Here is a 21,843-nt window from a genome sequence, read left to right on the forward strand (position 1 = left end):
GCACATTGGCCCGCAGGCTTAATCCCACGGGCTAACCCGCCTTTTGTGATTGTATTCGGAGGCCCGATGCCTTCCGGGCCTAGCTCACGCCAATGTTATTCGCATGAAGCGCTGGCTGGCATTGGTACTGGCAATCGAGGTCTTGGGAATTGTGGCGTTCTCCCTCGCATACGACTCCCTGGATTTTCGTATCTATCGCCTGGGCGGCCACGCAATTACGGACGGTACGAGCCTCTACGACGAACAGCTGGCCGAGCACTGGTACACCAACACGCCGTTCATGGGCGCACTGTTCATGCCAATGGCGGCGTTGCCGCTGACCCTTGCCCGGCTCCTATGGCAGCTGGCCTCGTTTGCGGCATTCGTCTGGGCGTGCGCGACGACATTGAAACTGAGCGGGCATCACGCGTCCTTGAAAGCCGTCGTGGCCGGCGGGCTTCTCCTGGCGCCGGTCCACCACACCTTCTTCCAGGGGCAGGTCAACCTCTTCCTGCTGGCGCTCATCGTCGCCGACATGCATCGCGTCGCCAAGGGCCGTCCCGCCGGAATCGGAATCGGCATCGCGGCCGCGATCAAGCTGACCCCGGCCATCTTCGTCGTCCTCCTCCTCGTTTCGAGGCGGACCAAGGACGCGTTCACCGCCGCCGCAACCTTCGCCGTCTGCACGCTCCTCGCATACGCCATCGCACCTGACGCGTCCCGCCTCTACTGGCTGCACACCTTCTACGACACGTCCCGTGTGGGCGTCCCGTACATCAGCAATCAGTCCCCCTACGGCACGCTCACCCGCATACTGAGGAGCACCGCCGAAGTCGGCGACTGGTACACCGCCATCCCGCTCACCATCGGCGTTCTCGGCCTGACGCTCGCAGGCCTCTGGGCGAGGCGCGGTGACTGGCTGACCGCCACCGCCGTCACAGGCGCGACCGGCCTCCTGGTCTCGCCCATTTCCTGGGCGCACCACTGGGTGTGGATCGTCCCGGCCCTGGCCGTACTGATCCGCAACAACAACCGGGTCATCGCAGCGTGCGGCTACGTGCTCTTCGCCCTGGCTCCCATGTGGTGGACGCCCCACAACGGCCACCCACTCCAGTACGGCTTCCACCCACTCCTCACGCCCGTGGCCAACTGCTACCTGCTGGCGGCCCTGTTCTTCCTGGCCCACACAGCCGTCCGCCTCCGCCACGAGCCACCTGACCGCGGATCCACGACCACGAAGGAGCCGAGAATGCGCCCAATCCAGCGAACCCAGAGCCGCCGCTCCGAACCCCTGACCCGAACAGCCTGACGAGACGGCGTCCTAGAGCCACGGCCGGACGCGAGCCCAAGGCGCGGGGGCGCTACGCGTCCGGCCGTGCAGTCCGCGCGGCCCAACCCGCCCAGGCCTCACCCGCCCAGCCCTCAACTGAGCCTGTGCGGCTCTACCAACCTGTGCGGCTCTACCAACCTGTGCGGCCCTACCAACCTGTGCGGCGCGTGCAGTCTGTGCGGCGCGTGCAGTCTGTGCGGCGCGTGCAGTCTGTGCGGCGCGTGCAGTCTGTGCGGCGCGTGCAGTCTGTGCGGCGCGTGCAGTCTGTGCGGGTTCTAGAGGGGCGACCAGAAGGGCCGGTCGTGCAGGGCTCAGCGGAGACTGGGCGGCGTGATGGTTCTGTGACCTTTTTCGGGGGAATACACACTCGGAGGGGTCGGAGTGTGTATCGTGAGGGCCATGGCGAGAATCAACATCACGCTCCCGGACGAGCTCGCCGCAACGTTGCAGGGGCTGGCCGAGGAGAAGAAGATCGCCTCGGTGTCCGGGTTCCTCGCGGACGGGGCGCGGCTCAAGCTGGCGTTCCTGCGGGACGCGTCCACGATCGACGACCTGTTCGGTCCGCCGAGCCCGGACGAGCAGGCGATGGTCGACCGGCTCGTCGAAGGCGGCACCCCGAACCGCCGGGACGTCGCGTGATCACCGGTCACGTCTTCGACGCGACCGCACTCCTCGACCTCGCCACAGGCAAGACGATCTATGTCCGCGCCCGGCTGCGTGCTTCCATCGCCCAGCACGCCACGATCGTCATCCCCGCCACCGCCCTCGCCCGCGCCTGGCAGCTCGTCCCCGACCATGGGCGCGCCGTGCTGGAGCGCCTGCCCGGGATGCAGGTCGTCCACGTGGACGACCTCGACGACGTGATCGCCCAGCAGACCGGCCTGCTCGTCACCGCGAACCCCACGCTCGGCATGGACGCGGCGCAGGCCGCCTGGTCGGCGCGCTGGCGCCGGTGGCCGCTGATCACCGCGGAGCCGGGCGTCTACGAGGACGTTCCCGGCGTCCGCGTCGAGCAGATCCCCTGACGGGTCAGGAGTCGTTGATCTCTTCGGGGCGCTGGCCCGTGACCAGGTAGACGACGTTCTCCGCCACGTGGACGGCGTGGTCGGCGAACCGCTCGAAGTAGCGGCCGGCCAGGGAGATGTCCACCGCGGGCTCCACGCCGTGCCGCCACTTGGGGGAGAGCATCACGTCGAAGAGGCGGCGGTGGAGGCGGTCCATCTGGTCGTCGTCGGCGTCCAGTTCGAGGCCCATCTCGACGTCCTGGGACGCGATCACGCTGCCCGTCTTCGCGATCATGCGCTCGGCGATCTGGCCCATCTCCAGGACCGTGGCCTGCAGCTCGGGCGGCACCGCGGACTCGGGGTGCCGACGCCGGGCGGTCTTGGCGATGTGGACGGCGAGGTCCCCCATGCGCTCGAGGTCGCCGCTCATCCGCAGCGCGGTGATGAGGGTGCGCAGATCGCCCGCGACGGGCTGCTGGCGGGCCATCAGATCGAACACGGTCTCCTCGATCTCCGTGTCGATCTTGTTGACCAGCTCGTCGCCGCTGATGACCTCCTCGGACAGCCGCAGGTCGGCGTCCAGCAGCGCCGTGACCGCGCGGGCCATCGCGGATCGGACGAGGCGGGTCATCTCCACCAGCCGGTCGGAGAGGGAGTCGAGCTCCTCGTGATAGGCGTCGCGCAATTCGGGATCCTTCTGTGCTGAGGGACGGCATGCGGGAGGCAGCCGGATACCGGAGATCGTGCAAATAGGGGCGAAACGGGCGAGTTTTGTGCTGTCCGGGCGGACTCGCCCACGTCACAGCATGCCGTGACGCCATGAACGCGTCCGGGAAATGAGGTGAACTTTCGGGGAACGCGACCGCGATGACCAGGGCCTCCGGGTGGAGCTGTGCCGCTCGCCGCTTACGATCCGTGGTGTGGAGGTCGAACTTGTCGCGAGCCTGACCGGGCTTGCCGGGCTCGCGATCGGGCTCGCGACTGGATTGGCGGTGCGGGTGAGCGAGCGTGCCCAGCAGGCTGCGGTTCCGGCGGCGCCGGTGGGCGGCCTGCCGCCCGGTGTCGCGTCCGTGCTCAGTGTCCTGCGGTCGTCCGCCGTCGTGGTGGACGCCGAGGACCGTGTGCTGCGCGCCAGCTCCGCCGCGAGAGCCTTCGGTATCGTCAGCGGCGACCGCCTGGTCGTGGACGAGGTGCTCGCGATGGCCCGCCTGGTTCGCCGGGACGGGGAGATCCGCGAGACCGAGATACAGGTCGGGCCGCAGAGCGTGCGGAGCCGGGCCGACGGGCGCTGGTTCGCGGTCCGCGTGGCGCCGCTCGGCTCGCACGGGCTCGTCCTCGTCCTCGCCGAGGACCTCACCGACATGCACCGCACGGAGGCGATCCGCCGCGACTTCGTCGCCAACGTCAGCCACGAGCTGAAGACGCCCGTCGGCGCGCTGTCGTTGCTGGCCGAGACCGTCGAGGTCGCCGCCGAAGACCCCGAGGCCGTCCGCCGGTTCGCGGGACGGATGCAGTACGAGTCGGTCCGCCTGACCAACCTCGTCCAGGACCTGATGACGCTGTCGCGCGTCCAGGGCGACGAGCCGCTGCCCGCGCTGCGTCCCGTCATGCTCGACGAGGTCACCGCGGAGGCGCTGGAACGTTGCCAGACCAAGGCGTCCGGCAGGGACATCGAGCTGACCTCCGGCGGCGAGACGGGCCTGCGGGTGCGGGGAGACCAGGAGCTGCTGGTCACCGCGCTGCGCAACCTGGTCGACAACGCCGTCGCCTACAGCCCCGAGAACACTCGCGTCGTCGTCGCGACCCGGCGGCGCGACGACGGGCACGTCGAGGTCAACGTGACCGACCAGGGCATCGGCATCCCGGACGGCGAGATCGAGCGGATCTTCGAGCGCTTCTACCGGGTCGACCCGGCCCGGTCCCGCCAGACCGGCGGCACCGGGCTCGGCCTCGCCATCGTCAAGCACGTCACCAGCAAGCACGGCGGCGACGTGACCGTGTGGAGCAAGCAGGGCCACGGCTCGACGTTCACGCTCCGGCTGCCGCTGCTCGACGCCCCGCCGCGCCCGTCCGGCGCGACCGTCAGCCGGGTCGCGAACGCCGGCAAACGGGGCCTTGACGGGCAGGCGGGCGTGGCCGGCGCCGATGGCGTGGACGGCGCGGACGCGAAGCGACAAGCCGCAGAAGAGACCGGCGCGGACGCGGGCAAAGACGCGGACGCGGGGAATAACACAGATGACACCGCCCAGGAGGCAACACCGTGACCCGCGTGCTCGTCGTGGAAGACGAAGAGTCGTTCAGCGACGCACTGTCGTACAACCTCCGCAAGGAGGGCTTCGAGGTGGCCGTGGCCGCCACCGGTCCTGACGCGCTGGACATCTTCGAGCGCAACGGTGCCGATCTCGTCCTGCTCGACCTGATGCTCCCCGGACTCCCCGGAACCGAGGTGTGCCGGGAGCTGCGCGCCAAGTCGAGCGTCCCCGTCATCATGCTGACCGCCAAGGACAGCGAGGTCGACAAGGTCGTCGGGCTGGAGCTCGGCGCCGACGACTACGTCACCAAGCCGTTCTCCACCCGCGAGCTGATCGCCCGGATGCGGGCCGTGCTGCGCCGCCAGGGCGAGGTCGAGGAGCTCGCCCCCGCGACGCTGGAGGCCGGGCCCGTCCGGATGGACGTCGAGCGGCATGTCGTCAGCGTCGGTGGCGATCCCGTCCAGTTGCCGCTCAAGGAGTTCGAGCTGCTGGAGGTGCTGCTGCGCAACGCGGGCCGCGTGCTGACCCGGATGCAGCTGATCGACCGCGTCTGGGGCGCCGACTACGTCGGGGACACCAAGACGCTGGACGTCCACATCAAGCGCCTGCGCGCCAAGATCGAAGAGGTGCCGTCCTCGCCGCGCTACATCGTCACCGTCCGCGGCCTGGGCTACAAGTTCGAGCCCTGATGACATGGAAACGGGCCGTCGAGCGGAGCTCGTCCGTTGAATGGCGGTGGGTGGGGGCTGGAGGACGGTCCGTCCCAGCCGGGGACGGGCCGTTTGCTTTTGCGGGACCGGCTTCCTTACGCGCGGGACCGGCCTCAGTGGCCGCCGGAGCCGCCCGGAGACTCGCCGCCGCCTGCACCTGCGCCAGGCGACTGCGTTGCACCCGGCTCCGGCGAACCGTGTCCGGGCGAAGCGGGCGGCGTGGACGGGTGAGTGGCGCCGCCCGGCGTCGGCGATCCGGGCGCCTGCGGGACCGGCTCGGCCAGCGGGAGGGACTTGTACTCGTCCTGCTGCGAGACGATCGGCACCTGGAACTCGACGGTGCCCGCCTTCTCGAACAGCATCTGCACGGGCACCCTGGCGCTGGCGAGCAGCTCCTGCTTGAGGCCCGTCAGCACGACGAGCGCCTGCCGGCCGTCCGGCGTGGTCGGGGCGGCGCTCTGCTGCGCCGGGCCGGTGGGCCGCGCCGGAGTGGCGCCCGCACCCGTGGGCTCGGGCGTCGCGCCCGTGCCGGTCGGTGCGGGGGTCGCGCCGCCGCCGGTGGGCTGCGGGGTCGCGCCGTCCTGCGGCTGCCCGGACGGCGTCGTCCCGGGCCGCGTGGTCTGGTTGCCGGCGGGAGGCGCGGCGGGCGGGGTGGCCGGCTTGGACGGCTTGCCCAGCAGGTTCACTGGGGCGCCGACGCCGTCCGGCGCGGCGCCCGGCAGCGCCAGGCCGCCGCCGTCGATCTTCGCGGTGCCGAAGAGCGGGGAGGTGACCGAGACCAGCCGGTCCTGGCGGCCCTTGACCTGGTTGATCAGCATGCCGTAGAGCGCCAGCGAGGACCCGGCGGAGATCGGCTTGTCGGGCGGCGGGGCCAGCAGGAACACGTTCCGCAGGGCGATCTGCGGGTCCGCCGGCTTGTCCAGCGGGACCGAGACGTTGACGCCCTCGGTCAGCTGCGTGGGCGCCGCGGACTGGGGCTCCTGGCCGGCGCCGCAGCCGGTGATCACCGGCGCGATGGCGACGGCGCCCGCGACGGCGAGCGTGACCATTCGGCGGCTGTTACGGATCACGGCGTCGGGTCTCCTCGCGAAAAGGCACGGAAGTTGGTGAGAGCGGCGTCGCAGACGCCAGGGGAAGCGTAGCGACACCCGGCCGCAAGCCCCGCCTCGGGGTACCAGACAGGCTCGCGCGCACGTACCTGACGGGCGAGCGCCCGCGTACCTGCGCGGGCCCGCGGACGGTCGCACGGTCACGCGCGGGAGGGTGCGGGAGGGTTCCGTCAGCCGGTCTGGAGGGCCTTGACCTTCCCGGTGAGCTCCGGCCCGGCCCGCGGGGCCCGGACGACCTCCCTGACCACGCCGTCCAGCTGGACGAACACGGCGGTGAGACCGCCGGCGGCCGGTCCCGGTGTGCCGGGCGGCGGCGCGTAGGCCGTGGCGAGCACGCCCTTGGGATCCTCAAGGAGTTGCGGCACCCCGTCGTGGGCGGTCCCGGCGCACGCCTTCAGCTCCTTCAGCGGCGTCCCCTTCTTGCCGCCGGCCGGACGAGGGTCGGCGACCAGGTAGAACTTCAGCTCGTTCTCCTGCGTCCTGCCCGCGAGCTCCGCGACGACACCTTCTTCGCACTCGTAGCCGGGCGGGACGATGCCGACGACGCCCGGCCGCAGGTCGCGGATCTGGATGGCCGCGCGCTGGCCGGTCACCAGGTCGATCTCGCCGGCGGGCAGCAGCCCGCCGACCTTGCCGGGGCTCGCGGACGGTCGCGGCGCGAGCTGGGCGCCCGTCGGACGCGGCGCGGGACGCGGCCCGAACGTGGTCATCAGGACGCCGCTGAGCAGCGCGACCAGCAGCGCGCCCGCGATGATCGGGATGGCGACGCCGAACCGGGTGAGCGGGCCCCCGACGCGGCGGAACCGGTCGCGGCGCCGGCGGCGGCGCTCCTCGCGGCGGTAGGCGACGACGTCCCGCTCCAGCTCGCGGGCGTCATCGGGCACGACGACGTCAACGCGCGGAAGCCCGTAGTCATCGGGCTCCGGGTCGTCGCCGTCCGGCCTCACGCCGCACCTCCGTTCTGGCTTCGCCGAGGCGCTCCACGGCCCCGTCCGGCGGGGCCGTGCTCCGGGCTGGCCGCGGTCCTATTCGGACCCTTCCGGGCGCTTCGTACCCGGACCACCCGGCATGTTCACCTCCAGTATGGAACGCATCTCGGCACTCGGCAGGAGGGATGCTTGTAACGAGGACACCCTTACCGGTAATGGCGGCCGGGCGGGAGCACGGTGGTCCCTCGGCTACCCTGAGTGGGGGGAACTGGCGCTGGATGCACCATTAAAGGCCTTTGTCAATACCCCAATATGCAGCTTGACCTGGGCATTTGTCTGGAACGTCGGTTCAGCCACCCTCGTTTCCGTGGTACCCTGGTTCTAGCGGAAGGGGTACTTGTCACATGACTTTCCAGGTCGGCGACACCGTCGTCTACCCCCACCATGGGGCTGCTCGGATCGAGGCCATCGAGACTCGCACCATCAAAGGTGAGGAAAAGACCTATCTGGTCTTGAAGGTCGACAAGGGCGACCTGACAGTGCAGGTCCCGGTCGAGAACGTCGAGGACGTGGGTGTCCGCGACGTCGTCGGCCAGGAGGGTCTGGAGAAGGTGTTCGAGGTGCTGCGCGCGCCCTACACCGAAGAACCCACCAACTGGTCCCGCCGGTACAAGGCGAACCTCGAGAAGCTCGCTTCCGGCGACGTGAACAAGGTCGCCGAGGTCGTCCGCGACCTCTGGCGGCGCGACAAGGAGCGCGGCCTGTCGGCCGGCGAGAAGCGCATGCTCGCCAAGGCGCGGCAGATCCTGGTCAGTGAGCTCGCGCTCGCGGAGAAGACCAACGAGGACAAGGCAGAAGCTCTGCTCGATGAGGTCCTGGCCAGCTGAACGGCCGGACGGATTGAGCGCAAGACTGCCACGGGTGGGCGTCGGAACCGACGTCCACCCGTTCTCGTCCGAGCCGCGCCCGCTGTGGGTCGCCGGGCTCGAATGGCCCGGTGAGGGCCACGGCCTCGCCGGCCACTCCGACGGCGACGTCGCCGCGCACGCCGCCTGCGACGCGCTCCTGTCGGCCTGCGGCCTCGGTGACGTCGGCTCCGTCTTCGGCACCGCCGACCCCCGCTGGTCCGGTGCGTCCGGTGTCGCCCTCCTCCGCGAGGTCGCCCGCCTCGCCGGCGAGTCCGGCTTCACCATCGGCAACGTCGCCATCCAGATCATCGGCAACCGCCCCCGTATCGGCAAACGCCGCGCCGAAGCCGAGAAGACCCTGACCGACGCCTTGGGCGGCGCGCCCGTCACCGTCTCCGCCACCACCACGGACGGCCTGGGCCTCACCGGCCGCGGCGAGGGCCTCGCCGCCATCGCCACCGCCCTCGTCCTCCCGCCCGCCTGACCGGCACCCGCGATCGCCCCGCGCCACCATCCGGCCGGCGCGTCTAGCTGCTGCGCGGACGTGCGCGGCTCGCCACCGCACTGGCGCCGCCACCGCACCGGCGCCGCGAGCGTGACGGTGGGCTGAGCGGTGGATCGTGTGCCGTGTGCGGAATTGGACCGATTTTGCAGACCATCGAGGATCTACCTTCTACCTACTACGGTATGTATTCAGATCACTACTCTTCGCATATGTTCGAGAAGTGCACGGACCATGGGCATTTCGGAAGGAGTTCACTCCCATGCGCTTCTCGCCACGTCCCATCGCCCCGCTCGGGGCCCTTGCCGTAGCCGCCGCGGTGGCCACGGGCCTGATGCTCGGCCCCACCGCCTACGCCGACACCAGCAGCGACCAGGGCGCCGCCACCGCGGCCGCCTCCGGCAGCCTCCACGCCTGGCAGGGTGATCCGGTCGGCCCGCCCGACCAGGTCTTCGAGGGCTTCGGGTGCCAGAGCACCGACTACCGGTTCCTGTCCTGGCAGGTCGTCAGTGATGGGCCGCCGGAGCTGTGGATGGGCTTCGACGACCCCGAATGCCAGGAGCCCAGCGGGTTCTTCGACCCCGGCGGCGAGCCGCAGCAGCGGCCGGGCGTCGGCTCCGTCCAGCGGTGGCGGTGATCGCCTGATCGTGTCCGCCTGACCGCGCCCCGGCGCTCTGCTTCGCGCAGAGCGCCGGGGCGCCGGTCTGTCAGGGCCGCTCGCCCGAGCCCGCGGGGCGGATCGGGAGGTCGTAGTAGCGGCGGGCGCTGGAGCCGATGGCGTTGAGGTCGGTGCCGTAGATGTGCAGGGAGACGGCGACGTCGAGGCTGACATTGCGGACGCGGTGGATGTCGCCCGGCGGGGCGAAGCCGCTGACCTCGCCGACCGGGGCGTGGTTGCTCCCGGCCTCGATCAGGGCGGTGCCGTCCGTGGAGAGCGTGTAGAGGTCCTCGTACTCGACGCCGGCCAGGACGCCGAACACGCACCACGTCACGTGATCGTGGATGCGGGTCACCGCGCCGGGCTGCCAGACGATCGCCACCATGGAGAACGAGCCGTCCGGCTCCACGTGCAGGCGGTGGCTGCGGAAGGTGCCGCGTTCACCGGTGAGCTGGTCCGGGTTGAGCAGGGTGGGCGGTGGGAGGTGCTCGCGCAGCGCGTCCGCCACGTGGGACGCGGTGTCGCGCCATCCGCCGGGGCGGGCCACGGCGCCTCGTACTGCGGTGACCAGTTCGTCCAGGTCCGTGGTGGGGGGCGCGGTTAGGGTGTTCATGGTGTCCTCCTCGTCTGCCGGGCGTGTCTCCAGCGTCCGGTGTGAGGGGTGGCGCAGTCATCCGTGGCGCCCGCAGAGCACCACGGACGCCGCCACGGAAAGGGGCCGCGACGGTGGCGGAGCGGATATCCGAGCGGGAGGCCGAGGTGCTCGCCGCGCTCGGCGCGCGGCTGTCCAACGCGCAGATCGCGAACCGGCTGCATGTCTCCGTCCGGACGGTGGAGAGCCATGTGTCCTCGCTGCTGCGCAAGTACGGCGTGGCCGACCGGTGGGCGCTGGCGGAGCTGGCCCGGTCCGCGGCGCCGGACCCGGGGCGTGTCGTCGGGCTGCCCGCTTCCGCGACGACGTTCGTCGGCCGCGACGCCGAGCGCGCCGAGGTGCTGGCGGCGCTGGAGGAGGCCCGGCTGGTGACGTTGCTGGGGCCGGGCGGCGTGGGCAAGACCCGGCTGGCGGCCATGGTCGCGGCGGACGCGGGCGCGCTGTTCCCGTCCGGCGGGGCCTTCGTCGACCTGGTGCCCGTGCGCGACGGGTTCGTGGCGAGGGCGGTCGCGACCGCGCTCGGGGTGACGGAGGGGTCGCACCAGCCGCTGGCGGACGCGGTCGCGGCGCGGCTCGGCACCGGACGGTCGCTGCTCCTGCTGGACAACTGCGAGCACGTCATCGACGAGGCGGCCGCGTTCGCCGAGCGGATCCTGGCGTCCTGCCCCGGTACGCGCGTGCTCGTGACCAGCCGGGAGCGGCTGGGCGTCCCGGGCGAGCGGAGCGTCCCGATCTCCCCGCTGCCCGGCTCGGACGCCGAGGCGCTGTTCCATGACCGGGCGCTGACCGCTGACCCGCGGTTCGTCGCGGACCCCGCGGCGATCGCCGACCTGTGCGCGCGGCTCGACGGCGTGCCGCTCGCGATCGAGCTGGCGGCGGCCAGGGGCGCGTCGCTGGGCGCCACGGGCCTGCTCGCCGCGCTGGAGGACGCGCTGCGCCTGCTGTCCGGCGGGCGCGGCGGCGACGAGCGGCACCGGTCGCTGCGGGCGGTCCTGTCCTGGAGCCATGATCTGCTCGACGGGGAGGAGAAGGCGCTGTTCCGCCGGCTCGGGGTGTTCGCCGGGGCGTTCGACATGGACGCGGCGGCGGCCGTCGGCGGTGACCGGGCGGGCGTCGCGGACCTGCTCGGACGGCTCGTCGACAAGAGCCTCGTGGTGCACCTGCGGGGACGGGCCGACCGGTGGCGGCTGCTGGAGACCGTCAGGGCGTTCGCGCGGGCGCAGTTGTCCGCCGCCGGTGAGGACGGCGAGATCGGGGAGCGTCACCTGCGCTGGGCGGCGTCGGCGGCGTCCGGTCTGGAGGGACGGCTCGGCGATCCGGCGTGGCGGGAGGACTTCGACGCCATGGCCGCTGATCTGCGGTCCGCGCTCGCCTCGTCCGGCGGCCCGGGCGAGGTGACGCACCGGCTGGCGAGCGCGCTGGCGCACCTGACCTTCGCCCGCCGCCATCTGCTGGAGTCGTTCGCGCACTACCGGACCGCCGCCTCGGTCGCGCCGGACGCGGCCTCGGCCGCCGAGGTCCTGCGGGCGGGGGCCGGTTGCGCGCATGTGAGCACCACGTCCAACCAGCATGTGTTCGAGCTGCTGCTGGAGGCGGCCGAGCAGGCGCGGAGGGCCGGGGACCGGCGCGGCCGGGCGATCGACCTGGCCCGCGCCGTGGAGACGGCGTGCCGGTTCCCGGAGGCGTTCGAGACCGACGTCTCACGCGAGCGCCTGCACGGCCTGCTGGACCAGGCGGCCGACGCCGCGGGGCACGACGCTGCCGGTTCGGGCGATCCGGAGGTGGCGGCCTGCCTGGCCGTTGCGCGGGCCTGGCTGGACGGGCCGGGACGCGGCGCGCCGGACGCGGAGTCGGCGCCGCGGGCCCTCGCCGCCGCCCGGGCGACCGCGGATCCGGTGCTGATCAGCTCCGGGCTGTGCGCGGCGGCGACCACGGCACTGCTGGCCGGACGCCTCCGCGAGGCGAACCGGATCACCCGGGAACGGCTGGAGCTGCTCCCGTCCATGGACCGCGACGACCCGTACTGCGCACCGGAGATCTGCAACACCTACGGCCGCGCCTGCATCTACGCGATCATGGCGGGCGATCTCCCCGGCGGGATGGCGGCGGCGCGCGCGGGCATGGACGACGACCTGCTGAGCGACACCCACATCACGGCGAGCCGCCTCGTCCAGCCGCTCGCCCTGACCGGACGGTTCCGCGACGCGATCGAGCACGCGGAGCGGATGTGGGACCAGTGGGAGCGGGCCGGACGGCCGGCGCCGCGCTGGATGCTGCCCGCCGTGTGCACGACGGTGCTCGCGAGCGGGATGCTCGGCGAGCCGGAATCGGTCGCGCTGTGGCGGTCCAGGGCCGCGGAGGTGGCGGGCGGCGCCGGGACGCTCGCTACGGACGCGGTGGCGGTGTTCGTGGACGCCCGGCTCGCCGTCCACGACGGGCGGTTCGGCGACGCCGAGACCCTCGTGGGCCGGGCCTTCGCCGCCGGAACGCCACTGGACCCGTACCTGGCGTACGCGCGGGCGGCCGGGGCGGAACTGGCCGTCGCGGCGGGGCTTCCCGAGGCGGCGGATCGGCTGGCGTCCGCGACCCCGTTCGGCCAGGAGAACGGCTGGGCGGCGGCCTGCCTCGCCCGCGCCCGCTGGCGCCTGCACGGCGACCGCGAAGAGCTCGATCGCGCGCTCGAAGGCTGGGAGCGCATCGACGCGCAAGCGGAACGAGCCTGCACGCAAGCGTCATCGTCCTAGGGCGGTGGGGCGGGCGAGGGGGCCTGAACGGCGTGGTCCTGGCCGACGACCAGGTCGCACCATCCCGCCTTGACCAGGACCGGCGGGTCAGCCCTGAACAGCCATGTCTCCTGGGTCGGGGACGGCGGGCACTTGACGTTCCGCGGGGCGCGCTTGGCCTGGTTGAGCCCCAGGGCAAGGCGCACCGCCTCGTCCTGGGGCACGACCTTGCGTCCCGTGGAATGCCAGACCGAATCCCGCCATCGGTAGCGGCACACCAGGATCTGCGACGGCCGGGTGGGGACGAAGGCGCCGTCCGGCGCGCGTCCCGACGGCTGTGGCATCGTCGCCGGGCAGTCTTCGCCGGGCAGTCTTCGCCGGTGGGCGGAGGACGCGCACCGGGGGGCCGGCGGCATCGGTACCGAGGGCTGCCCTGCGGGTGGGACGTTCGCGGAGCCCGAGGACGAGGACGCGGCGGACCCGGCCCGGCCCCCGCAGGCAGGCGCGGTCGTGGGCCGCGCCGCGCTTGACGGGGCGGGCGCGCCTGACGAGGCGGGCGAGGGGGCGTCGCTGCACCTGCGGTCGGTCCACACGCCGGGATTCGCGCCGCTCACCCAGTGGCGATAGGGCGGATGGTCGGCGTTGGCCTCAGGCGCGGGTGGGGTGGACGGTGCCGGTCACCTCGCCGAACGTGACGCGCGAGCCGGACGCGCCCGGGGCCTGGGCCCGGATCGTGACGGTGTCGCCGTCCTCCAGGAACGAGCGTCTGGTGCCGTCGGCCAGCTCCAGCGGTTCCTGGCCGTTCCAGCTCAGCTCCAGCATGCAGCCGCGCTGGCCGTGCTCGGGGCCCGAGACCGTCCCGGACGCGAACAGGTCCCCGGTGCGCAGCGGAGCGCCGTTGACCGTGGCGTGGGCGAGCTGCTGCGGCGGCGTCCAGTACATCGAGGCGAAGCGCGGACGGCTGACGACCTGGCCGTTGATCAGGACCTCCAGCTGCAGGTCCAGGCCCCACGGCTCGTCGCAGCGCAGATAGGGGAGCGGAGCCGGGTCCTGGACGGGCGGCTCCACGCGGGCTGCCTCCAGCGCGGCGACCGGCACGACCCACGAGGAGATCGACGTCGCGAACGACTTGCCGAGGAACGGGCCGAGCGGACGCGACTCCCACGCCTGGAGGTCGCGGGCGCTCCAGTCGTTCAGCAGGACGAACCCGAACACGTGATCGCGGAACGCGCCCGCCGGAACGCCGCGCCCCGCGACGGACGGCACGCCCGCGACGAACGCGACCTCCGCCTCGAAGTCCAGCCGCTGCGACGGCCCGAACGACGGCTCCGGCTCGCTGGGCGTCCTGCGCTGCCCGGACGGCCGGATGACCGGCGTCCCGGACGGGTACACGGTGCCGCCGCGCCCGTGATAGCCGATCGGCAGCCGCTTCCAGTTGGACGGCAGCGGCTCGTCGCGCGGGCGGAAGATCCGCCCGGTGTTCCTGGCGTGGTGCTCGGAGGAGTAGAAGTCGACGTAGTCCGCGACCTGGAAGGGGCGCTGGAGTTCGACGTCCGAGACGGGGATCAGGTGGGGTTCGACCCGCTCGCGGTACGACTCGTCGGTCAGCACCTCGACGAGCCGGGCGCGGTTGGCCTCCCAGACGGGGCGCCCGGCCACCATGAAGGCGTTCAGCGAACCGGAGGCGAAGTAGTGGCGGTCCTCGACCAGGCCCGCCGCGGACATCGCCGCGAGATCGAGCACCTGATCGCCGATGGCCGCGCCGACGCGGGGCAGCTCACCGGGACGCGAGAAGATCCCGTACGGCAGGTTCTCGACGCCGAAGCCGCCGTCCGGATCGACCTCGACCCACGAATCGGTGGTCATGCAGCGATATCTTCCCCGGTAAACCCCTTTCACCCGGTGGCGCCGGCGGGGTCAGGCGGCGGGCGCTCTGATCAGCGACAGCGCGGACAGAGCGGCGTCGAGGCCCGGCACGCCGAACGAGAGCAGCAGGCGGCGCGTCGCCCGCGCCTCGGCGCCGGGCAGCGCCAGCAGGTCGGCGGCGAGGCCGGAGGCGTCGGTGCGTTCAAGCGCCGGCCGGGCCTCGTGCCCGTGCGTCGCGGAGGCCGTGGCGAGAAGGATGTTCAGGAAGCCGTGGCGGTCCTGGTGCCGGACGGCGCGCTCCGCCCCGGCCGTGCACGTGAACGAAAGGCTGCGTTCGGCGCACGCCGAGATGAACGCCGCCGCCTCGACGGGCGGGCCGTCCATGCGATGAGCGACGCCCAGCGCAGCGCCATGCTCCTGGGCGGCGGACATGCGGTCGAGCACGTCGCGCCATCCGGGCGAGTGCCGCACCTCGATGTGCGCGGGCACGTCGCCGGGGAGCTGCGCGATCGTCACGGCGGCGGCCCGCGCCTGGTCGGCCTCTTCCGGGAGCGCGATCCGCACCGCCGATATCCGGACGCGCGGCTCGGCGCCGACGGCGTCCAGTGTCTCCGGCAACTCCTCGATCCCAATGTCCGCGATCAGGCCGAGATCGAGCAGGTCCTCCGGGACGAGCAGCGCCCGCAGCTCGGCGAACCGCGACGCGGGGCACAGGAACCGCCCCGTGGCCGGGTCCCGGGCGGCCGCACGGTGCGCCGCCAGCGCCCCGTCCATCGGGACGCGGTCGCGGTCGCGGTCCGGCGGGCCGAGCGCGGCGTCGTCGATCAGCCGAGCGAGGAGATCGCTCATGGCGCCTAGGTACCCCGCCGCGCGCCCGCGTCACGCCGTCCGCGGCGCGGTTCAGTCGGCCGGAGGCGTGGGGCTGCTGCGGAAGCTGCTGGCCGGCGGCGGATTCACGTCTTGGGCGGAGCCGTCGTCGGCGTCAGGGTCGTCGGCGCGGTCGCCGGGCCGGGCGTCGGCGTCCTCGCCAGTATCGGAGCCGGGGCCGGGGGAGCCGGGCATCACGATGTCGGGACGGGTCGTCGACGCGACCGGCCGGTCTTCCGTGGCCGGACGCTCGCGCGTCCTGACCAGCTCGACATCGGTGGGCAGCAGCGCGGGCGGGCCGATCGCGGGGGTCGCGGGCGGACGAGGCTCCGGGACGGTGTCCAGCGGCGCCACGGGCTCCTCGGGGGCGAAGGGGATCAGCGGCTCGGTCTCGTCCAGGAAATCGAAGGGCGACTCTGGCTGAGGCTCGGCGGGGTCGGCCGGGGCCTCCAGGGCGAGCGGCCCGGCCGCGGCGGGTTCGAGGACCTTCACATGGCCGCGCTGATCGGTGGGCGCGACCTCCTCGGCGACGGGACGCGACACGCGGATCTGCTTGAACATCGTCAGCCACAGCCACACGCCCAGCACGAGCATGATGTGCGGCGCCACCGCCACGCCCGCGCGGACCGAGTCGCGGGGCAGCTCCGTCATGCCCCAGACCGAGTTCTGGACGGAGACGGCCGCGCCCCCGGCGACGAGGACCAGCAGCAGCGCCCAGCGCAGCAGCCGCGTCCACCAGCGGGCGTTCCGGGTGATCACGAGGGACAGGATCGTCAGCGCGGTGAGGGTGTCGGCGATCGCCGGGTAGAGCGGCGCCCAGCGGTCGCCGACGCCGCCGTAGCGGGCGAGGTCGCGGAGCACGTCGTAGGTCAGCGCGTACGCGGCCCCCGCCAGCGCTGCGACGATGAGGCCGGCGAGCGCGGTGAGCAGCCGCCGCTGCACCGGGGTGAAGGAGGGCCGGGTCGGGTCAGATGGCATGTCACTCGTTCCGGGGGAAGTCGCGCCTGTGAAGGTCCACAGGCGAGATTAGCCAGCGCGGCCGGTGGCGGCCCGTCCATTCCAGATGATCACATCGCGCTGCGAGCGATATGGGCGCCGACGTACGGTATGGACGACGACATCCCGAGAGGAGGCTTGATGACCGCAGCGAAGCGAGGATCATCAAACCGACCGTCTCGGGGGTCTGGGGGTCGCCCCCCAGTGCGGCAGAGCTTGATGACCGCAGCGAAGCGAGGATCGTCAAGCCGACCGTCTCGGGGGTCTGGGGGTCGCCCCCCAGTGCGGCAGAGCTTGATGACCGCAGCGAAGCGAGGATCATCAAGCCGACCCCTCTTGGGGGTCTGGGGTTGCTCCTCGGTGGGGCAGAGTTTGATGATCGCAGCGGAGCGAGGATCATCGGATCGGCCTCTTCCGGGGCCGGGGGTCGCCGCCGGGAAGGCAGGGTCGTGATTCCGGGGGATCGTCTTGGCGAGCCGGTCCGGACGTTCGACGGGCGGGCCGCCGGCCGCCGCACCTGGGCCTGGCTCGCACTGCTGGTCCCGGCCGTGCTGTCGCTCGTGCCGGTGGCCATCCTCTATCTGCGCGCCCGCGTGTGGTGGGTGGGCGTTCCGGCGCTCGTGATCGCGATGGGGTACGGCGGCGCGGTCGGCTGGATCGTCGGGCACGCGCGGCCGGCCGTCCGCGGCCGGGTCGTGGTCCTGCACACCGGCGGCCTGTCGGTCTCCGGGCGGGGCGGCAAGACCGGTTACGCGTGGGACGAGCTGACGTCGGTCACCGTCTCCGGCGTCCAGGACGAGGCCGACGACCGCACCCGCTGGTCGTTCACGATCGTCGCGGCGGACGGGCGCGTGCTGCGGCTCGGCGACGACATCCCGGACGTGCGGGCCCTCGGGATCGCCGTGGCCGAGGAGGTCACGGCCCGGATCGTCCCGCGGCACCTGGCGGCGGTGAAGGCGGGGGAGAGCGTCCGGATGGGGCCGTTCACCGTCGACCTGAAGGGCGTCGAGAAGGACGGCGAGCGGCTGCCGTGGCCGGTCGTCCGCGAGGTCGAGATCGACAACGGCCTGGTGATCGTGCGCGCCACGGCCGGCTGGACGGATCTGCTGACCGTCGCGGCCCAGATGCCGGACGCGCCGGCGTTCACGGCACTATGTCACCAGGTCAGAGACCTGACCGAACTTCCCTGAGGTTTTTTTCGCGGGGTATGTCGAGAAGGCGTCCGCCGCTCCGATCCATGGGTGACGGACGTCCCGCGCAGGGGCGCATCAACGACACGAGGAGCAACGACCGTGAAATACATGCTGCTGATCTTCAACCGGCCCGGGTTCGTCGAGGAGCTGACGGAGCAGGAGCGCGAGGCGCTGTTCGCGGAGGTCGACGGGCTCATGCAGGAGCTGTCGGAGTCCGGCGAGTGGGTCGCGGGGGAGGGGCTGGCCGACCCGTCCACGACCAAGAACGTCGTGTCGAAGGGCGGGCAGCCCGCGGTGACCGACGGGCCGTTCCTGGAGGCCAAGGAGCACTTCGCGGGCTATCTCACCGTCGACTGCGAGTCGGAGGAGCGGGCCGTGGAGATCGCCAAGCGCTGGCCGGACGTCCGGTTCGGCGGCCGCATGGAGGTCCGGGCGATCATGAACGATGCCGGGACGGAGATGTGACGGTCCCGGCCGCCGTCGAGGACCTGCTGCGCGAGCTCGCGCCGCGGGTCCTCGGCACGCTCGTCCGGCGGCACGGGGCGTTCGACGCCTGCGAGGACGCCGTCCAGGAGGCGCTGCTCGCCGCGGCCGTGCAGTGGCCGGCGGACGGCGTGCCGGAGAACCCGCGCGGCTGGCTGCTGACCGTCGCGACGCGGCGGCTCACCGACCAGTGGCGCAGCGAGCGCGCCCGCCGCGACCGCGAGGCGGCCGTGTTCACCAAGGAGCGGGGCGACGAGGCGGGCGCGCCCCTGGACGAGGACGACCGTCCAGGCGACCGCGACGACACGCTGACCCTGCTGTTCCTGTGCTGCCATCCGGCGCTGTCGCCGTCGTCGCAGGTCGCGCTGACGCTCCGCGCCGTCGGTGGCCTCACCACGGCGCAGATCGCCCGCGCGTTCCTCGTGCCGGAGGCCACGATGGCGCAGCGGGTCAGCCGCGCCAAGCAGAAGATCAAGGCGAGCGGGGCGCGGTTCGCGCCGCCCCCGCCGGAGGAGCGGGGCGAGCGGCTGCGGGCCGTCCTGCACGTCCTGTACCTGATCTTCAACGAGGGCTACACCGCCTCCAGCGGGCCCGACCTGCAGCGCGCCGACCTGACCGCGGAGGCGATCAGGCTGGCCCGCGCGCTGCACCGGCTGCTCCCCGACGACGGCGAGGTCTCCGGCCTGCTCGCCCTCATGCTGCTGACCGACGCGCGGCGCGCGGCCCGCAGCGGGGACGGCGGCCTGCTGATCCCGCTCACCGAACAGGACCGGACGCTCTGGAACCGGGACGCGATCGACGAGGGCACGGCGCTGATCACCGACGCGCTGACCTGGTCGCCGCCCGGCCCGTACCAGCTGCAGGCCGCGATCGCCGCCGTCCACGCGGAGGCGGCGCGGCCGGAGGATACCGACTGGCCGCAGATCCTCGCCCTCTACCGGCTTCTGTCTCATCTGTCGCCGAACCCGATGGTCACGCTGAACGAGGCCGTCGCGGTCGCGATGGTGGACGGCCCGTCCGCCGGGCTGGATCTGCTGCGGCCGCTCGCCGACGACGACCGCATGTCCGGGCATCACCGGCTTGCCGCCGTCCGGGCGCACCTGCTGGAGATGGCGGGCGACGCGGACGCGGCACGGGAGGCGTACCGGCAGGCCGCCCGCACCACCACCAGCCTTCCGGAACGGCGCTACCTCGAATCCCGCGCCGCCCGGCTCAACCGATAAGGACATTTCGATGGAACCGACAGTGCGAACCCTTGCCGTCCCGGGCGCGACCCTCCATTACGAGGTGCGCGGCTCCGGGCCCGTCCTGCTGCTGATCTGCGGCGGGATCTACGACGCGGCGGGCTACGCCGGGCTCGCCGGGCTGCTCGCCGACCGGTACACGGTCGTGACCTACGACCGGCGCGGCAACTCGCGCAGCCCGCTCGACGGGCCGCCGGAGCCGCAGCGCGTGGACGTCCACGCCGACGACGCGTCCCGGCTGCTCGCCGAGGTGTCGCCCGGCGAGCCGGCGTTCGTGTTCGGCAACAGCTCCGGGGGGCAGATCGCGGTGGCGCTGGTGGAGCGCCATCCCGAGCAGGTGCGCACGCTGGTCGCCCACGAGCCGTCGCTGCTGATGCTGCTGCCGGACCCCGAGCACTGGGAGTCCGTGATCGCGGACGTGGAGCGGGCGTACCGCGACGGCGGCGTCGGCCCGGCGATGGAGACGTTCGGCGCGGGCCTGGGCATGGGCGGCGGCGAGTCGGACGACCACGAGCACGATTCGGCCGATCAGCATGCCGGCGCGGCCGATCCGGAGATGCTGAAGATGTTCGCGCGCTTCGAGAAGAACACCGACTTCTTCGTCGGCTACGAGGTTCCGGGGTTCGGACGCTGGGTCCCCGACGTCGACGCGCTGCGCCGCTCGCCGACTCGGATCGTTCTCGTCGCGGGGGAGAAGTCCGCGGGCGAGCCGCCGCATCAGGCGGTCCATGCGCTGGCCGAGCGGCTCGGCACGAAGGCCGAGACCTACCCCGGCGACCACGGCGGCTTCGGGCAGGAGGCGGAAGCGTTCGCCACCAGGCTGCACGCCGTGTTCTCCACGCCCTAACTCGACGGCATGGGGGGTATTGGCAACTGGCATAGGGTCCTTGTCGCGCCAGGCGCGCCGCGGTAAGCCCGATTCCAATAACCTGGGCTTGTGAGTCTGCGCTTCTACGACACCGGCACCCGTACCGTCCGCACGTTCGAGCCTCTCGAAGAGGGCCGCGTGGGGATGTACGTGTGCGGTGCCACCCCGCAGGCGTCCCCGCACATCGGGCATCTGCGGTCGGGCGTGATCTACGACGTCCTGCTGCGCTGGCTGCGCGCGTCCGGCTACGAGGTCACCTTCGCCCGCAACGTCACCGATATCGACGACAAGATCATCGCGGTGGCGGCGGACTGCGACGTGCCGTGGTTCGCGGTCGCCGAGGGCAACCAGCGGGTCTTCACGCAGGGCTACGACCTGCTCGGCTGCCTGCCCCCGACGATCGAGCCGCGCGCCACCGGGCACGTCCCGGAGATGATCACGCTGATGCGGCGGCTGATCGACAAGGGCCACGCGTACGCGGTCGGCGGCGACGTGTACTTCGACGTCAAGTCGTGGGCCGACCAGTACGGCGAGCTGTCGAACCAGCGGCTGGAGAACATGCGCTCCGCCGGCGACACCCCCAACGAGCAGCTCAAACGCGACCCGCGCGACTTCGCGCTCTGGAAGGGCGCCAAGCCCGGCGAGCCGTCGTGGGAGACGCCGTGGGGCGACGGGCGGCCCGGCTGGCACCTGGAGTGCTCGGCGATGGCGACCAAGTACCTGGGGCCCGCGTTCGACATCCACGGCGGCGGCGTCGACCTGATCTTCCCGCACCACGAGAACGAGATCGCCCAGTCGCGGGCGGCCGGTGACGGGTTCGCCCGCTACTGGCTGCACAACGGGCTGCTCACCGTGGACGGCGAGAAGATGAGCAAGTCCGTCGGCAACGTGGTGCTGCTGCCCGATCTGCTCGGCAAGGCCCGTCCCGTCGAGGTGCGCTACTACCTGGTCTCGGCGCACTACCGGTCGCTGATGGACTACACGGACGCGTCCCTGGCCGAGGCCGTCTCCGCCTACCAGCGCATCGAGGGCTTCGCGACGCGCGCCTCCGAGCTCGTCGGCACGGTCGCGCCCGCCGTCCCGGCCGCGTTCGCCGCCGCGCTGGATGACGACCTGGGCGTCCCGACCGGCTTGGCGGTGCTGCACGAGACCGTCCGGGAGGGGAACAGCGCGCTCGCGTCCGGCGACCGTGACGCGGTGCGCCGCCACCTCGCGGACGTCCGGGCGATGGGGGACGTTCTGGGCGTCGACCCGCTGTCCCCGCAGTGGAGCCGGGCCGGTGAGGACGATCTGCGTCCCGTCGTGGACGCGCTTGTCGCGGTGGCGCTGGAGCAGCGCCAGGCGGCGCGCGCGCGCAAGGACTACGCGTCCGCCGACGCGATCCGCGACAGCCTGTCGGAGGCCGGAATCGTCGTCGAGGACACCCCACAGGGCGCCCGCTGGGAACTCAAGCGCGGCTGACGCCGCGTGCATGGCCGGTGCCGCGCGGCCGTGCCCGGGCGGTGCCGCGCGGCAGATAAAATTGGACGTTCGCGGGGGTTCGCCGCCGTCCCGCTGAGAACCGAGCCGC

General features: G+C 72.4%; 23 protein-coding genes. 15 read left to right on the forward strand and 8 right to left on the reverse strand.

The features are described 5' to 3' along the window. Positions 1 to 103 precede the first annotated feature (103 nt). The 3 genes from ACH34S_RS33500 (at position 104) to ACH34S_RS33510 (ending at position 2,334) form a co-directional block, all read left to right on the forward strand. Positions 104 to 1,288: a glycosyltransferase 87 family protein gene (locus ACH34S_RS33500; protein ID WP_395956878.1), complete on the forward strand. Its 1,185-nt coding sequence runs from the start codon at positions 104 to 106 to the stop codon at positions 1,286 to 1,288. 420 nt (positions 1,289 to 1,708) lie between these two features. Further along, on the forward strand, positions 1,709 to 1,948 hold the full coding sequence (locus tag ACH34S_RS33505) for a ribbon-helix-helix domain-containing protein (RefSeq protein ID WP_131966931.1): 240 nt from the start codon (positions 1,709 to 1,711) through the stop codon (positions 1,946 to 1,948). Continuing rightward, positions 1,945 to 2,334 carry a hypothetical protein gene (locus ACH34S_RS33510; RefSeq protein WP_395956879.1) on the forward strand — a complete coding sequence of 130 codons (390 nt, stop codon included), beginning with the start codon at positions 1,945 to 1,947 and terminating at the stop codon, positions 2,332 to 2,334. The genes ACH34S_RS33505 and ACH34S_RS33510 overlap by 4 nt, the downstream gene beginning before the upstream one ends. A 4-nt stretch (positions 2,335 to 2,338) precedes the next feature. Here ACH34S_RS33510 and phoU read toward each other — a convergent pair whose 3' ends face one another. Then, on the reverse strand, positions 2,339 to 2,998 hold the full coding sequence (gene phoU, locus ACH34S_RS33515) for a phosphate signaling complex protein PhoU (RefSeq protein ID WP_395956880.1): 660 nt from the start codon (positions 2,996 to 2,998) through the stop codon (positions 2,339 to 2,341). Positions 2,999 to 3,233: 235 nt separating this feature from the next. On the opposite strand from phoU, the gene ACH34S_RS33520 reads away from it, so the two are divergent. Both ACH34S_RS33520 and ACH34S_RS33525 read left to right on the forward strand, forming a co-directional pair. Further along, positions 3,234 to 4,577 carry a sensor histidine kinase gene (locus ACH34S_RS33520; RefSeq protein WP_395956881.1) on the forward strand — a complete coding sequence of 448 codons (1,344 nt, stop codon included), beginning with the start codon at positions 3,234 to 3,236 and terminating at the stop codon, positions 4,575 to 4,577. Beyond that, positions 4,574 to 5,254, forward strand: coding sequence for a response regulator transcription factor (locus ACH34S_RS33525; protein WP_132180688.1), 681 nt, complete (start codon positions 4,574 to 4,576; stop codon positions 5,252 to 5,254). The genes ACH34S_RS33520 and ACH34S_RS33525 overlap by 4 nt, the downstream gene beginning before the upstream one ends. Positions 5,255 to 5,388: 134 nt before the next feature. On the opposite strand, the gene ACH34S_RS33530 is transcribed toward ACH34S_RS33525, so the two are convergent. Together ACH34S_RS33530 and ACH34S_RS33535 are read right to left on the reverse strand one after the other, a co-directional pair. Beyond that, complete coding sequence (locus ACH34S_RS33530) at positions 5,389 to 6,345, reverse strand: hypothetical protein (protein ID WP_395956882.1); 957 nt, start codon at positions 6,343 to 6,345, stop codon at positions 5,389 to 5,391. A 209-nt stretch (positions 6,346 to 6,554) separates the two neighbouring features. Next, a complete protein-coding gene (locus tag ACH34S_RS33535; protein ID WP_395956883.1) occupies positions 6,555 to 7,331 on the reverse strand; it encodes a hypothetical protein in 777 nt (258 codons plus the stop codon). 386 nt (positions 7,332 to 7,717) lie between these two features. On the opposite strand from ACH34S_RS33535, the gene ACH34S_RS33540 reads away from it, so the two are divergent. The 3 genes from ACH34S_RS33540 (at position 7,718) to ACH34S_RS33550 (ending at position 9,360) form a co-directional block, all read left to right on the forward strand. Then, a complete protein-coding gene (locus ACH34S_RS33540) occupies positions 7,718 to 8,200 on the forward strand; it encodes a CarD family transcriptional regulator (RefSeq protein WP_067459337.1) in 483 nt (160 codons plus the stop codon). A 34-nt stretch (positions 8,201 to 8,234) separates the two neighbouring features. Further along, positions 8,235 to 8,705, forward strand: a complete 471-nt coding sequence (ispF, locus tag ACH34S_RS33545; RefSeq protein WP_395956884.1) for a 2-C-methyl-D-erythritol 2,4-cyclodiphosphate synthase — start codon at positions 8,235 to 8,237, stop codon at positions 8,703 to 8,705. Positions 8,706 to 8,985: 280 nt separating this feature from the next. Beyond that, positions 8,986 to 9,360, forward strand: coding sequence for a hypothetical protein (locus ACH34S_RS33550; RefSeq protein ID WP_395956885.1), 375 nt, complete (start codon positions 8,986 to 8,988; stop codon positions 9,358 to 9,360). A gap of 70 nt (positions 9,361 to 9,430) precedes the next feature. On the opposite strand, the gene ACH34S_RS33555 is transcribed toward ACH34S_RS33550, so the two are convergent. After that, positions 9,431 to 9,994, reverse strand: coding sequence for a cysteine dioxygenase (locus ACH34S_RS33555; RefSeq protein ID WP_395956886.1), 564 nt, complete (start codon positions 9,992 to 9,994; stop codon positions 9,431 to 9,433). Positions 9,995 to 10,107: 113 nt separating this feature from the next. On the opposite strand from ACH34S_RS33555, the gene ACH34S_RS33560 reads away from it, so the two are divergent. Next, the gene (locus ACH34S_RS33560) at positions 10,108 to 12,777 is read left to right on the forward strand and encodes an ATP-binding protein (protein ID WP_395956887.1); all 2,670 of its coding nucleotides are present in this window, start codon (positions 10,108 to 10,110) and stop codon (positions 12,775 to 12,777) included. On the opposite strand, the gene ACH34S_RS33565 is transcribed toward ACH34S_RS33560, so the two are convergent. After that, a complete protein-coding gene (locus ACH34S_RS33565; protein ID WP_395956888.1) occupies positions 12,774 to 12,980 on the reverse strand; it encodes a hypothetical protein in 207 nt (68 codons plus the stop codon). The two genes, ACH34S_RS33560 and ACH34S_RS33565, sit on opposite strands and share 4 nt — an antisense overlap. A gap of 73 nt (positions 12,981 to 13,053) precedes the next feature. Here ACH34S_RS33565 and ACH34S_RS33570 point away from each other — a divergent pair, with 73 nt between their 5' ends. Then, a complete protein-coding gene (locus ACH34S_RS33570) occupies positions 13,054 to 13,383 on the forward strand; it encodes a hypothetical protein (RefSeq protein ID WP_395956889.1) in 330 nt (109 codons plus the stop codon). Between the two features lie 21 nt (positions 13,384 to 13,404). Here the strand turns inward: ACH34S_RS33570 and fahA are convergent, their stop codons facing one another. Genes fahA through ACH34S_RS33585 form a run of 3 tightly spaced genes read right to left on the reverse strand, consistent with a single transcriptional unit; the run spans position 13,405 to position 16,467 of the window. Continuing rightward, positions 13,405 to 14,622, reverse strand: coding sequence for a fumarylacetoacetase (fahA, locus tag ACH34S_RS33575; protein ID WP_395956890.1), 1,218 nt, complete (start codon positions 14,620 to 14,622; stop codon positions 13,405 to 13,407). 51 nt (positions 14,623 to 14,673) lie between these two features. Continuing rightward, positions 14,674 to 15,471: a hypothetical protein gene (locus ACH34S_RS33580; protein WP_395956891.1), complete on the reverse strand. Its 798-nt coding sequence runs from the start codon at positions 15,469 to 15,471 to the stop codon at positions 14,674 to 14,676. Between the two features lie 51 nt (positions 15,472 to 15,522). Next, positions 15,523 to 16,467 carry a DUF2637 domain-containing protein gene (locus ACH34S_RS33585; protein WP_395956892.1) on the reverse strand — a complete coding sequence of 315 codons (945 nt, stop codon included), beginning with the start codon at positions 16,465 to 16,467 and terminating at the stop codon, positions 15,523 to 15,525. 467 nt (positions 16,468 to 16,934) lie between these two features. Between ACH34S_RS33585 and ACH34S_RS33590 the strand changes: the two genes are divergently transcribed. The 5 genes from ACH34S_RS33590 to cysS all read left to right on the forward strand — a co-directional run bounded on the left by ACH34S_RS33590 (position 16,935) and on the right by cysS (position 21,734). Continuing rightward, a complete protein-coding gene (locus tag ACH34S_RS33590) occupies positions 16,935 to 17,675 on the forward strand; it encodes a DUF6585 family protein (protein ID WP_395956893.1) in 741 nt (246 codons plus the stop codon). Positions 17,676 to 17,786: 111 nt separating this feature from the next. After that, positions 17,787 to 18,143 carry a YciI family protein gene (locus tag ACH34S_RS33595; protein WP_395956937.1) on the forward strand — a complete coding sequence of 119 codons (357 nt, stop codon included), beginning with the start codon at positions 17,787 to 17,789 and terminating at the stop codon, positions 18,141 to 18,143. Beyond that, positions 18,140 to 19,384: an RNA polymerase sigma factor gene (locus ACH34S_RS33600; RefSeq protein WP_395956894.1), complete on the forward strand. Its 1,245-nt coding sequence runs from the start codon at positions 18,140 to 18,142 to the stop codon at positions 19,382 to 19,384. The genes ACH34S_RS33595 and ACH34S_RS33600 overlap by 4 nt, the downstream gene beginning before the upstream one ends. Positions 19,385 to 19,394: 10 nt before the next feature. Further along, complete coding sequence (locus ACH34S_RS33605; protein WP_395956895.1) at positions 19,395 to 20,252, forward strand: alpha/beta fold hydrolase; 858 nt, start codon at positions 19,395 to 19,397, stop codon at positions 20,250 to 20,252. Between the two features lie 90 nt (positions 20,253 to 20,342). Further along, positions 20,343 to 21,734 (forward strand): cysteine--tRNA ligase, encoded by a 1,392-nt coding sequence (cysS, locus tag ACH34S_RS33610; protein ID WP_395956896.1) that lies wholly within the window; start codon positions 20,343 to 20,345, stop codon positions 21,732 to 21,734. Positions 21,735 to 21,843: the final 109 nt, after the last annotated feature.

Origin of the sequence: Actinomadura sp. 3N508 (assembly GCF_044326375.1) — a bacterium.
Lineage (GTDB): Bacteria > Actinomycetota > Actinomycetes > Streptosporangiales > Streptosporangiaceae > Spirillospora.

Bases quoted from the DNA above. Each gene is read 5' to 3' on its own strand.
- ACH34S_RS33500 (WP_395956878.1), top strand. From the start codon at position 104: ATGAAGCGCTGGCTGGCATTGGTACTGGCAATCGAGGTCTTGGGAATT.
- ACH34S_RS33505 (WP_131966931.1), top strand. From the start codon at position 1,709: ATGGCGAGAATCAACATCACGCTCCCGGACGAGCTCGCCGCAACGTTG.
- ACH34S_RS33540 (WP_067459337.1), top strand. From the start codon at position 7,718: ATGACTTTCCAGGTCGGCGACACCGTCGTCTACCCCCACCATGGGGCT.
- ACH34S_RS33550 (WP_395956885.1), top strand. From the start codon at position 8,986: ATGCGCTTCTCGCCACGTCCCATCGCCCCGCTCGGGGCCCTTGCCGTA.
- ACH34S_RS33555 (WP_395956886.1), bottom strand. From the start codon at position 9,994: ATGAACACCCTAACCGCGCCCCCCACCACGGACCTGGACGAACTGGTC.
- fahA (WP_395956890.1), bottom strand. From the start codon at position 14,622: ATGACCACCGATTCGTGGGTCGAGGTCGATCCGGACGGCGGCTTCGGC.
- ACH34S_RS33580 (WP_395956891.1), bottom strand. From the start codon at position 15,471: ATGAGCGATCTCCTCGCTCGGCTGATCGACGACGCCGCGCTCGGCCCG.
- ACH34S_RS33585 (WP_395956892.1), bottom strand. From the start codon at position 16,467: ATGCCATCTGACCCGACCCGGCCCTCCTTCACCCCGGTGCAGCGGCGG.
- ACH34S_RS33595 (WP_395956937.1), top strand. From the start codon at position 17,787: ATGCTGCTGATCTTCAACCGGCCCGGGTTCGTCGAGGAGCTGACGGAG.
- ACH34S_RS33605 (WP_395956895.1), top strand. From the start codon at position 19,395: ATGGAACCGACAGTGCGAACCCTTGCCGTCCCGGGCGCGACCCTCCAT.